The organism is Stappia sp., assembly GCF_048261845.1.
Lineage (GTDB): Bacteria > Pseudomonadota > Alphaproteobacteria > Rhizobiales > Stappiaceae > Stappia.
In genome coordinates this window covers 212,431-224,469 of the sequence record NZ_JBLXFR010000001.1, presented here as the reverse complement: position 1 = coordinate 224,469, position 12,039 = coordinate 212,431, and the positions used below count along the sequence as shown (strand labels likewise).

Genomic DNA, 12,039 nt, shown 5'->3' with positions numbered 1-12,039 from the left:
GTCATACCGTTCGCCTCGACCCGGTGGGGTTGGATCATCAAGAGACTCGGGGCGCAAAATGGCGCAAGCACAAGCCAAATACATCACGATGGAGGAAGGCTTTTTCGCCGCATTTCTCGTCGTGATTGCCTTCGCCTGCCTGATCATCGCGGGCAAGACCTACGATCAGGTCATGGCGTTTCACATGTCGATCGGCTCGCTGGCGGCGGCGGCCGCGGCGTTCGTCATCTTCAAGAACTATTTCGACGGTCGCGCCCCGGCGCCACAGGAAGTCGGCGGCAAGCCGAACTACAACCTCGGCCCGATCAAGTTCGGCGCCTGGGCGGCGGTGTTCTGGGGCGTTGCCGGTTTCACGGTCGGCCTCATCATCGCCCTGCAGCTTGCCTATCCGGCGCTGAACTTCGATCTTCCCTGGACGACTTTCGGCCGGCTGCGGCCCTTGCACACATCCGCGGTGATCTTTGCCTTCGGCGGCAACGTGCTGCTCGCGACCTCCTTCTACGTGGTCCAGCGGACCAGCCGCGCCCGCATGCCGGGCAGCATCGCTCCCTGGTTCGTGATCCTCGGCTACAACATCTTCATCGTCATTGCCGGAACGGGCTATCTGCTCGGCGCCACGCAGTCGAAGGAATATGCCGAGCCGGAATGGTATGCGGATCTCTGGCTGACCATCGTCTGGGTCGCCTACCTGCTCGTTTTCCTCGGCACGCTGTGGAAGCGCAAGGAACCGCACATCTACGTGGCGAACTGGTTCTACCTCGCCTTCATCATCACCATCGCGATGCTGCACATCATCAACAACCTGACGGTTCCGGTGTCGGTCTTCGGAACCAAGTCCTACATCCTGTGGGCGGGTGTTCAGGACGCCATGGTGCAGTGGTGGTACGGCCACAATGCGGTCGGTTTCTTCCTGACCGCCGGCTTCCTCGCCATCATGTATTATTTCGTGCCCAAGCGGGCGGAGCGGCCGGTCTATTCCTACCGTCTGTCCATCGTGCACTTCTGGGCGCTGATCTTTCTCTACATCTGGGCGGGCCCGCATCACCTCCACTACACCGCCTTGCCGCAATGGGCCTCGACGCTCGGCGCGACCTTCTCGATCATCCTGTGGATGCCCTCATGGGGCGGCATGATCAACGGCCTGATGACCCTGTCCGGGGCCTGGGACAAGCTGCGCACGGATCCGGTGCTGCGGATGATGGTGGTCTCGATCGCCTTCTACGGCATGTCGACCTTCGAAGGCCCGTTGATGAGCCTGCAGGCGGTCAACTCCCTGTCGCACTATACCGACTGGACGATCGGCCACGTGCATTCCGGCGCGCTCGGATGGGTCGGCTACATCTCCTTCGGGGCACTCTACTGCCTGATCCCGTGGCTGTGGAACAAGAAGCAGGTCTATTCGCTCAAGCTGGTGAACTGGCACTTCTGGATCTCGACCATCGGCATCGTGCTCTACATCTGCGCGATGTGGGTCTCGGGCATCATGCAGGGCCTGATGTGGCGCGCCTACGATCAGCTCGGCTTCCTCGAGTACTCGTTCATCGAGACCGTCGAGGCGATGTACCCCTTCTACGTGATCCGCGCGCTCGGCGGGGCCCTGTTCGTCATCGGCTCGCTGATCATGGCCTACAATCTCTGGATGACCGTCCGGCACGGGGAGGCTGAGGAAGCCGACACCGTTCCGGCCGGCGCCCTGGCCCCCGCTGAATAGGGGAGAGGCAGACATGTCCCTTTGGAACAAGCACGAAGTTTTCGAGAAGCACTCCATTGTGCTGGTCATCGGCATTCTCGTTGTCGTCGCCATCGGCGGCCTCGTCGAGATCGCACCGCTCTTCTACCTGAAGAGCACCATCGAGAAGGTGGAGGGGATGCGTCCCTACACGCCGCTCGAGCTCGCCGGGCGCAATGTCTACATCCGCGAGGGGTGCTATCTGTGCCACTCGCAGATGATCCGCACCATGCGCGACGAACTGGAGCGCTACGGGCATTTCAGCCTCGCCGCCGAGAGCATGTACGACCACCCCTTCCAGTGGGGGTCCAAGCGCACCGGTCCCGATCTTGCCCGCGTCGGGGGGAAATACTCGGACGAATGGCACCGCGATCATCTCGCGAACCCGCGTTCGGTGGTGCCGGAATCGATCATGCCCGGCTATCCCTTCCTGCTGAACGCCCGGGTCGAGACACGCGACATCGCCGATCACCTGAAGGCCAATGCCGCAGTCGGGGTGCCTTACAGCGAGGCGCAGATCGGGGAGGCGGCACGAGACCTCGTCGCCCAGGCCAATCCCGACAGCGACAACGTCGACGCGTTCCTGGAACGCTACCCGAACGCCATTGTCAGGGATTTCGACGGCGACCCGAGCCGGGTGAGCGAAATGGACGCCCTGGTCGCCTATCTGCAGATGCTCGGCACGCTGGTCGACTTCTCGATCTACGACGACAAGGCCAACCTGCGTTGACGACAAGGAGTGTGCGATGAACGAGACATACGTAGCCGTCGCCGGTTTCGCCCAGACCTGGGGTCTGTTGTATTTCGTGATTCTGTTCGCGGGCGTCCTCGTCTATGCGCTGTGGCCGAAGAACGCCAAGCGGTTCGACGATGCGGCGCACATCCCCTTGCGGGAGGATTGAGAACATGGCTGACATGAAAAAGGGTGAGGTCGACCATATTTCCGGCGTCGAGACGACCGGCCATGAATGGGACGGCCTCAGGGAACTCAACAACCCGCTGCCCAAATGGTGGCTCTACATCTTCTATGCGACCATCGTCTGGGCCATCGGCTACTGGGTCGTCTATCCGGCGTGGCCGCTCGTCTCCGGCTACACCGCCGGTGTTCTCGGCGACAGCCAGCGCGCCACCGCGCTGGCCGAGTACGAGGCCGGCATGGCGGAGCGCGCGCAGATCGGCGAGAAGCTGATCAACGCCTCGCTGGAGGATATCCAGTCGACCCAGTCTCTCATGGAATTCGCGATGGCCAACGGCCGCGCAGCCTTTGGCGACAATTGCGCGGGCTGTCACGGCAGCGGCGCGACGGGGGCGGACGGCTATCCGAACCTGCAGGACGACAACTGGATCTGGGGCGGTACGCTCGAGGATATCCACCTGACGCTGCAATACGGCATCCGCTCCGACCATGACGAGGCGCGGTTTGGTGAAATGCCCTCGTTCGGCCGCGACGAGATGCTCGACAAGGAACAGATCGCGCAGGTGGCGAATTTCGTCGGCAGTCGCGCGGGCCTCGAACCGGAAGCAGGCGTCGACCTGGCCGCCGGCGAGCAGGTCTATGTCGAAAACTGCGCGGCCTGTCATGGAGACGACCTGAAAGGCTTGAGGGAAGTCGGCGCGCCGAGCCTGATGTCGAACAATTACCTCTATGGAAAGTCGATCCAGGCAATCAAGGCGCAGGTCACCAACGCGCGCAACGGTGTCATGCCGGCCTGGGCCCCGCGTCTCGACCCGGCGACCGTCAAATCGCTGGCCGTCTATGTCCATGCGCTGGGCGGCGGCGAACAGGTCCGCTGAAACCGCAAGGCGGCACGGCAATGAAAGGCGCCCAAAGGGGCGCCTTTTTTGCGTTTAGAGGGTGCGAGAGGCCGTTTTTCGCGCCTCGCAGGTTGCCCCCGCCCCGTCTCTTCGCCCAACATGGCAGGCGTCCGGCCGCCGTGTTTCAGCACCGGACAGGAGAACGGGTGGGGGTGCTGATGCGTTTTTTGCGTGCCGGACTGGCGGCCGTGAGTGTGTTCGCGTTGACCGGACAGGTGCAGGCAAGGGACCAGTTTTCTGTCTTCCAGGAGCAGTGGCGCGCTTATGTCGCCCAATGCTCCAGGGTTTTCGCGGGAGGTGACGATCATCTCTCGGATGACTTCGACCCCCGTCCCGTGCGCCGGAAGATCAGCGCGGACGGCGCGGCGATGGCGATGTCCGCCGGCTCCGCGCCGGACTACCTGTCCGTCTACATCGACACGCTTCCCGACAGGGAATTGCGAAGTTGCGCCGTGTACTTCGAGAAGTACGGGGCGTTCGATGCCGCGACGCTGACCCCGAAGGTTCTTGCCTGGCTGGATGAACAGGGGCTCTCGGCGGCGGGCGGGGCCGTTCCCCTCGACGATGCGTCTCATCACCAACTCGGCGTTCATGGAGCCTTCCCCGGGCAGGACCTGACAATCCGGGTTCGCATCTTCGATTGGGGGTTCCAGTTGCTGGGCCAACACACGATCTTGAGAAAGTGAGACAACAGTGAAGATCTGGACACGCCTTTCCGGTCGTTCGGGGAGCATCGCCGCTGCCGTGGTGCTCGGGCTGATGCTTGGAACCGTGCTCGAGACGCAAACCGTTCGGGCCGATGATCTCGACGTGCCGATCCACGAATATGGCGGCGACGACTTGCCGACCTGCGCGACAAGCGTCGTGTCCGGCCTGAAGGCGGGCGGCGACGGTTTCCTGGCGGTGCGCTCCGGTCCGGGCTCGCAATATCGCGAGATCGGCCGGCTAAAGAATGGCGACAAGGTCTACACCTTCGACAAGAGCGGCAAGTGGTTCGGCGTCATCTTCGGAGACTCCGAACCGGGTTGCACCTCGCCCGTGAAGAAGCGGCCGCTGCCCTATCGCGGCAGGAAGGGCTGGGTGCATGGTAACTGGCTGGCGGACCTCGCCGGCTGACCTGTCCCTGTTCGCCAATCCTGAACGCACTGAAGGACCTTCCGCATGCGTCTTTTCTCATGTCTTGCCCTGTTGCCCGCCGTTTTCTGGGGGCTCTGCGGTTCCGCTGCGGCGCAAGGCTGGTTTACCGAACGCCTTGACGGAGACACGCTCGTCGGCGTCGATGCCGGCGGAAACGGGCTGGTGGTCTTCTGCGGTCAGGCGTTTCCTTCCCTGGAGATCGCGATTGCAGGTACCGCACCGACCGGGCCCGCATCGGTCACGATCGATGGCGGCAGACCTTTCGGCTTCGCGTTCACGAAAGGCCGCTTCGAGCCGCGAAACGGGGCGCAGGCGGAATTGGTGCGCAACCTCATGGACCGGCTCGCGAAGGGCAGCGCAGCGGTGTTGTCGACGCCTGCCGGCGCCCACGCCCGGTTGTCGCTCGCGGGGTCCTCGCGCGCGCTTGCCGAATGCCCTGCGGCACGGTTTGCGACCCCCGCCCGGGGTGCGCCGGAGATGACGGCGAAGGCCGGGGGCTACGAGGCGCAACCGCAGGCAGCACAGGCGGGCGTGGCAAGCCCGGCGGGGCAGGAGATGCCCGGCAGGACGCTGCTGGCGGAGCGCTATCTGTCGGACCTCGGCTTTGAGCCCGGGACGGTTGACGGGATCAGCGATGCGGCGACGCGGTCCGCGATCCGGCGCTTCCAGGAGCGCCATGGTCTCGCCGAGAACGAGGAACTGCCCGCGTCCCATTTCGCCGTTCTGGAGGCGCTCGCCAAGGCCGGCGCCACCAGCATGGCGGCAACGCCCGCTCCCCTTGTCGGGGGGGCGGATGTCGGCGCACCGGCGGCGGAGCCTGCCGCGTCAGAAAAACCGTCACTGACGGTCAGCGCCGCAACTGCCGGCGCTGTCCTGACCGAAGGCGACGGCCCCTATCCCTACCACCGGCTGGCCGGCTGCGAGGGGGAAACCGGCCGGGCGCTCGCCTGGTACAACTTCACCGGCGATGCGATGCGCCGCGTCCTGGAGATGACCGACATTTGCTTCAACCGGGAAACCGGAAAGCTGGACGGATCCGAATGGGAAGACAGGCTGCAACTTGTCAGACGCGAAGGGGACACGGAATTCTACGAGGTGATCGAGACCGGGAAGAAATCCTACGAGCGTGCCCAGGCCAATGTCGGCCGTTACGGTGACGAAGGGCCTTTCGCGACGGGCTGGGTCAACTTCGGGTACAGTTCTCCTTCCGGGTGGCCTGTCGCGCGCTACAGCCGCCGCTTCGGCAACGCCGCGGCACACCTTCATGGCACGCTGTTTCAAGCCCACGGCGGTCGGGGACTGACGGACAACGGCGAGTTCAAGATTCACATAAGTGGCAATGATCTGCGGGCGCATGACAAGCGCAAGTACAACACGCCGCGTTCCGCGAGCGAAACGCCGTATATCGGTTTCGAAGGCAAGGCCGTCTTCACCGACGGTATGGGCAAGGTCACGCTCACCAACACCGAAACCGGCAATGGTACGGGATCGGGGGAACTGGACTTGCGCGTTTCGCAAAGCGGCGAAATTTCCGGTTCCGGGGTGCTGCGCCTGCAGAATGCCCGCCTTGCCGGGGCAAACCCGCAGGACTGGAAAACGACCGAGTGGCACATTCGCCTGCTCGCCGGAAATGTGGTCGGGGAGACCGGCGAGATACTCACGATGCATGCCATCGCGGATGGTGAGACGGTCGATCACGACGGGGTTGTCAATCCGGTGCTGGGCAGCCTGACCATCAGCGGTTACAGCCGCCATATTGCCGAGTTGACGGAAGACTGGGACTGACCGACCTGTCCGATCCGGCGTCAGTCATGCCCGCTTTGCCGGCGGAAACGGGAGGGCGGCATGCCGGCGGTGCGCCGGAAGGCGCGGGCGAAGGCGCCCTGGTCGTCATAGCCGAGCCGCCACGCGATCTCGCCGACCGGCAGGTGGGTCTCCCGAAGCGCCCACAGGGCATAGGCGGTGCGCGCGTCGTCGACCAGGGCACGGAATGACTGGCCCTGGCGGTCGAGCTGACGGCGCAGGCTGCGTTCGGACAGGCCGCAATCCTCCGCGATCGCCCCCTGGTTCAACGGCCCCTGACCCAGCCGCCGATAGATCGCCTCGACGATCTGCGTGCCGGATGGTTCCGTGACAACCGGGCGAAAGCCGAGGCGCGGCAGAGCTGGTTGGGCCCGTGACGAGTGCACCGGTGTTTCAAGAAGCCGTGCCGGAAAGGCCAGCGTGTTGCTGGGCTGGCCGTAGAGCGGCGCCGATCCGGCAAGATGTGCGAGCGAAGTTCCCGTGTCGCGCTCGTGCTCGAAAGAGAGTGCCACGGGAAACGAGGAATTGCCGCTGTTTCCGGCGAACCGGCGCACGACGGCATCGAGGAAGGCGAGGGTGAACTCCGCGTCGCGTGACCGGGGCCAGATCGCCGGGTCGATGATGCGATATGTGAGAATGCAGGTATCGCCCGCGACACTGCGCTGGAACGCGGTTCCGTGCTGCAGCGACTGGAGGTCGGCAAGCAGTCCGTCGAGGAGGCCGTCGAGCCGGCGTGCCGCAAGGCCGGCCGGGAAGAGCTCGGCCAGGGCCGGAGCGGCGATGGCCTGCCCGCAGCGCCACATGCGGCCCTCGTCCGGCGCCTGCGAGCCGCCGGCCTGCAGGAGATTGGTGAACTGCGCAAGCGGCAGGTCGCCGGCTCCGGCCGCGCCGTCCTGCGTCAGGCGACCCGGTCGGCCAAGACCGCTTTCGGCAAAGGCGCGAACGGCATCCACCCCGCTGGCCTGCATGGCTTCCGCAATCAGCGGCAGCGCGGAAGTCGAGATCGTCGCAGGAGGAAGGGGCAGGACAGACATGGCCGGTTCCGATCACTGCCCTGATCGTGGGCGCGCGCGGCGGCGCTGTCAATCGGCGGGCCGGATCCTGTCCGGCCCGCCTGCGGGTTGATCCTTCAGTTCGCCTTCGGCAAGGGGATGGTCAGCGCCGGATTGTGGGCGAAGAAGTTGAAGGGGCGCAACGTGAAGCCCTTCCACATTGTCGACATCACCGGCCAGTCCTCCGTATGCGGCACGTGGTGGAAACCCATCGTGTACCAGGTGACGATGTCGGTATTGGCGATCGGCCTGTCACGCTCGCTCCACGCGGCCAGCGTGTCGGACCCGTCGCTCTGGAAGGCGAAGCGCCCGCCCGCATAGCGTTCCTCAACGGAGTAGGGGGTGTTCCAGAGCGTGTACTCGATATAGGCGTTGCGCTTGAACGGTGCGTCGCCGGCAAAGTCGAACGGTCCGTAGGCGACCGAGTTCCCCGGCACGATCATGTAGCCGGGCTTGTGGCCGAGCGGCCCGTCCGCGCCCATGTTCATCACATGATACATGGCCGGCGTGTTCGGATTGACCTTGTAGCGTCCGGCCGTTTCCGTCTTTGCCATCGTCGTTTCCGTCACCCAGAACGAGCGGCGCGGGGCGCCGTCTTCCGGAGTTCCGGCAACGAGTGCGGTGCGCATGAAACTGTTCGCCTGGCCGTCGATGTCGAAGTCTAGCTTGAAGTTGAAGTAGTGGTCGTGATTGGGCGCGACGAGGTTGGGCGCGATCAGGGTGCCGTAGCGGGTTTCCTCCGCCGCTCCCGCGTCGTTCATCGATTTCGCAGCAGCGCCCTTGACCGCGTCGAGGCCGGTCGAGCCGACCATGACGTCGATACGGCCGTCCTGATGGAACACATAGTCGACGAGATAGTCGTAATTGCCGACCTCGGAGGCGGAGCGCACGACGAGCTGCGTCGCAGGGCGCCCCTCGGCCGGAACCTGCTCGGTCTCCGACTGGGCGAAAATCTCGAAATGCCGCCAGGCGGGATCGCCGATGTTGCGCTCGAAGATGCAGATCGCGTCCGGAATGGAGAGCGGGGCTCCCTCGTCGGTGTGAACCGTGGCAGGCAGGAAGGTGGCGTAGGCCGGGCAATCGACACCGGGCCGGAGCGGCGTCAGGAAGATGCCAAACCCGTATTCGCCGCTGTCCATGTAGGTGCGCCAGTACCAGCCGTCGTCCGGGTCCATGTAGGGCACGAAGACTTCCGACAGGTGCGCCTGGTAGAGCACGCTGCGCCAGCGTTCGCCCTCACGCACGTCGATATTGGAGAGAACGACGCCGGGCCGCTTGTCGACACGCGCCCGGAAGCGCCAGATGTCCCAGGAGATCAGTCCGTTCTCGATGGCGACGTTGGATCCGCCCGGTTGCGACAGTGCGGCCGGGCTGGTTGCCGGACGCAGGGCACCGGTACGGGCCTCGACCTCGGCCTCGCTGTAGCCCCAGCCGTCCTCGGGCACGGGACGAACGCCGGTGTCGAAGACCTCGACCACATTGCGGGCGTTCAGGTCGACCACCGCATAAAGCCCCTCGACCGGCTTGGCGTAGAAATTCGTGCCCTCCGGCAAAACGTAACAGGGAACCTTCATCAGGCGCCGGCCATCTTCCTCGGCAAGGCCGAAACGTCCGGCCGTCAGCGGCAGGCAGAAGACCTGCTCGGCGGTGAGGCCGCGCTTTTCAAGGCCGGCGACGAAGGCCGGGTCGCCGGTCGCAAGCTCCATCGCGGTCATGAACTCGGCCAGCAGGATCATCGTTTCGCCGCCGGCCGGCTCCACCGACACGACCCGGTCGCCGGCAAGGTCGACCTCGGCGACGAACGCCCCCTTGTCGTTCTTGAAGTGGACCTCGACCGCGCGCGGCTCAGGGTCGCCCTCCCGCCATGCAAGAACGACGGACTTCTCCGGTTCTTTCAGAGAGATATATGGGTAAAGCGTGCCGGCCCCGGTGTGATCCCCATCGGTCAGAAGCGCCACCGCCTCGCCGATTTCGGCTTCGGTGAGTGCGTCGAGCGGATGGGCGGATGCCGGCAGCGCCGACAGCGCGGCAGCCAGCAGCGTGCCGGCGAGCAGCGACGCGCGGACCGCGCGCCTCGAGCGGTGAGATGTCATGGGGATTGCCCCTCCTCGATATGAACCCGTCTGGTGTGCGGCGCCGGATCCCGTGGCCCGGTCTTTTCCGCGTTCGGCAGGATAGGCGTACCGGCGCGGTCCGGTTGTGCATTTCCGGCCAGACCGGAGTGTCCTGGCCGGAGCGGGGAATGCCGACGGCATGGCATGGTTCAAGGGTGTGAGGAGAGATTGCCGCCGGTCGCGACCAGTGTGTTTGCCCTGGGTCAGACTGCGACGCTGCGGGAGTGGTTTGCCGATCGGACTGCCGCAGACACATGAAAGCCGGAAATGGCCGGTTTTTTTCCGCATGCGCTTGACGCCACGGACACGCGACGTCCGGTGCCGGCCGCGCACCGGTTACCCCGCTTGGCGGGAGGAGAGGGGGCTTTTCTTCACATTTCCGAAACGGTCCGGGCGCCACCGTGGCTTTGCGCGGCTGGTTTCGAACCCAGTCGCGGCGCACCTCCCGAATGATCTGGATGGGGTTTCAACTGGAGATGATTGTGAAGAGCATGCCCAAGTCCCTCCTGGCGATGCTGCTCGCCGGGTTCAGCACGTTGCCCGCTTTCGCCGCCGAGACGGTGGCCGACCGGATCTGGTCCGGCGGTCCGATCCTGACCATGAACGACCTTGCGCCGCGCGCGGAAGCCGTTGCGGAAAAGGACGGCAAGATCATCGCGGTCGGCCGTGCGGATGAGGTGATGAAGCATGAGGGGGAGGGCACCAAGCTCATCGACCTGAAGGGGCGCGCGATGCTGCCCGGCTTCGTTGATGCCCATGGCCATGCCTTCATGATCGGCGTGCAGGCCGTATCGGCCAACACCCAGCCCGCGCCCGATGGCAAGGTGAACGACATTCCCGCTTTGCAGCAGATGCTTGGCGAGTGGCAGAAGGCTTATCCGGAGCGGATCAAGCGGCTCGGAACCGTGCTCGGCTTCGGCTATGACGATGCTCAGCTCAAGGAACAGCGTCATCCCACACGTGCGGATCTTGACGCGGTATCCGAGGATGTGCCGGTGGTGATCATTCACCAGTCCGGCCACATTGGCGTCTTCAACTCGAAGGCGCTTGAAGTGGCGGGCATCTCTGCGCAGACCAAGGATCCGGACGGTGGCGTGATCCGTCGGGAGGACGGTGGCAGCGAACCGAACGGCGTGCTCGAGGAAGCGGCGTTTTTTCCTGCCTTGATGAAACTGCTGTCCGGCCTTGACCAGGAGGGTGGCCAGGAACTTTTCGTTGCCGGCACCGAGCTGTTGGCGAGCTACGGCTATACCACCGGCCAGGAAGGACGCTCGACAACGAACGTCGTGAAGCTGATGCGGGCTGCGGCCGATGCCGGCCGCATCAAGATTGACGTGGTGACCTATCCCGACGTGCTGGTCGACCGCGACTACATCGCCCAGACCGTTTCCCGCACCTATACGAACGGGTTCCGCGTTGCAGGTGCCAAACTGACCATCGACGGCTCGCCCCAGGGCTTCACGGCTCTGCGTGACCGGCCCTACTACAACCCGCCAGCGCAGTATCGGCGGGACTATGCCGGCTATGCGGCGGCCAGCACCGACCAGGTGTTCGACGCCATTGACTGGGCTTTCGAGAACGACATCCAGATCATCACCCATGCCAATGGCGAAGGCGCTTCGGACATGCTGATTGCAGCTGTCGGAACGGCGAGGGAAAAGCATGGCGCTGCCGATCGTCGGCCGGTCCTGATCCATGGGCAGTTCATGCGCAAGGACCAGGTCGTCGCGATCGATGAGCTGGACGTGTTTCCCTCGCTCTTTCCCATGCACACCTTCTATTGGGGTGACTGGCATCGTGATCGCACCGTTGGCCCGGTGAACGCCGACAACATTTCCCCCACGGGCTGGGTGCGCGAGCGCGGCATGATGTTTTCCTCGCACCATGATGCGCCGGTGGCCTTCCCCGACAGCATGCGGATCCTCGATGCCACCGTGACCAGGCGGACGCGGTCCGGCGACATTCTTGGCCCGCACCAGCGCGTGGACGTGATGACCGCGCTGAAGGCCATGACCATCTGGCCGGCCTATCAGCATTTCGAGGAAGCCGAAAAGGGGTCCATCGAGGTCGGCAAGGTCGCCGATCTGGTCGTGCTGAGCAATGATCCGACGGCCATCGATCCCGAGGCGCTCGATACACTGAAGATCCAGGAGACCATCAAGCGGGGGCAGACCATCTATACCCGCAAGGACGATGAGAAGCAGGGCAACCTTCGGATGCGCCCGGGACCGGATGGAAGCGACGCACTCGGCAACTTCCTGCGGCACGCGTCCTCCAGCGCGGAAGCGTCCGGTGGCCACGCCCACGGACCCGACCTCCTGTACGAGGCTTTCGCCTTGGGTTTTGCGAAGGACATGCCTGCCGTCATCCGCTGACGCGCTGCGGCAAC

At 64.6% G+C, this 12,039-nt stretch carries 10 protein-coding genes; 8 read left to right on the top strand and 2 right to left on the bottom strand.

Going from position 1 to position 12,039, the window contains the following annotated elements; genetic code table 11:
- The first annotated feature begins 58 nt into the window (after positions 1 to 58).
- The 7 genes from ccoN (at position 59) to ACN0T5_RS01090 (ending at position 6,466) form a co-directional block, all read left to right on the top strand.
- The gene (gene ccoN / locus ACN0T5_RS01120) at positions 59 to 1,711 is read left to right on the top strand and encodes a cytochrome-c oxidase, cbb3-type subunit I (protein WP_417766772.1); all 1,653 of its coding nucleotides are present in this window, start codon (positions 59 to 61) and stop codon (positions 1,709 to 1,711) included.
- A 13-nt stretch (positions 1,712 to 1,724) separates the two neighbouring features.
- Complete coding sequence (gene ccoO, locus ACN0T5_RS01115; RefSeq protein ID WP_417766771.1) at positions 1,725 to 2,459, top strand: cytochrome-c oxidase, cbb3-type subunit II; 735 nt, start codon at positions 1,725 to 1,727, stop codon at positions 2,457 to 2,459.
- Positions 2,460 to 2,475: 16 nt separating this feature from the next.
- Positions 2,476 to 2,631 (top strand): cbb3-type cytochrome c oxidase subunit 3, encoded by a 156-nt coding sequence (locus ACN0T5_RS01110; RefSeq protein WP_417766770.1) that lies wholly within the window; start codon positions 2,476 to 2,478, stop codon positions 2,629 to 2,631.
- A 4-nt stretch (positions 2,632 to 2,635) separates the two neighbouring features.
- Positions 2,636 to 3,523, top strand: coding sequence for a cytochrome-c oxidase, cbb3-type subunit III (ccoP, locus tag ACN0T5_RS01105; RefSeq protein ID WP_417766769.1), 888 nt, complete (start codon positions 2,636 to 2,638; stop codon positions 3,521 to 3,523).
- 167 nt (positions 3,524 to 3,690) lie between these two features.
- Positions 3,691 to 4,230 (top strand): hypothetical protein, encoded by a 540-nt coding sequence (locus ACN0T5_RS01100; protein ID WP_417766768.1) that lies wholly within the window; start codon positions 3,691 to 3,693, stop codon positions 4,228 to 4,230.
- Between the two features lie 7 nt (positions 4,231 to 4,237).
- Positions 4,238 to 4,660 (top strand): SH3 domain-containing protein, encoded by a 423-nt coding sequence (locus tag ACN0T5_RS01095; RefSeq protein ID WP_417766767.1) that lies wholly within the window; start codon positions 4,238 to 4,240, stop codon positions 4,658 to 4,660.
- 45 nt (positions 4,661 to 4,705) lie between these two features.
- Positions 4,706 to 6,466 carry a peptidoglycan-binding domain-containing protein gene (locus ACN0T5_RS01090; RefSeq protein ID WP_417766766.1) on the top strand — a complete coding sequence of 587 codons (1,761 nt, stop codon included), beginning with the start codon at positions 4,706 to 4,708 and terminating at the stop codon, positions 6,464 to 6,466.
- 20 nt (positions 6,467 to 6,486) lie between these two features.
- Here ACN0T5_RS01090 and ACN0T5_RS01085 read toward each other — a convergent pair whose 3' ends face one another.
- Both ACN0T5_RS01085 and ACN0T5_RS01080 read right to left on the bottom strand, forming a co-directional pair.
- Entirely contained in the window at positions 6,487 to 7,518 is a 1,032-nt protein-coding gene (locus ACN0T5_RS01085) for a helix-turn-helix domain-containing protein (RefSeq protein ID WP_417766765.1), read from the bottom strand.
- 95 nt (positions 7,519 to 7,613) lie between these two features.
- Positions 7,614 to 9,629: a tyramine oxidase gene (locus ACN0T5_RS01080; protein ID WP_417766764.1), complete on the bottom strand. Its 2,016-nt coding sequence runs from the start codon at positions 9,627 to 9,629 to the stop codon at positions 7,614 to 7,616.
- 512 nt (positions 9,630 to 10,141) lie between these two features.
- Between ACN0T5_RS01080 and ACN0T5_RS01075 the strand changes: the two genes are divergently transcribed.
- Positions 10,142 to 12,025, top strand: coding sequence for an amidohydrolase (locus ACN0T5_RS01075; protein ID WP_417766763.1), 1,884 nt, complete (start codon positions 10,142 to 10,144; stop codon positions 12,023 to 12,025).
- Positions 12,026 to 12,039 lie beyond the last annotated feature (14 nt).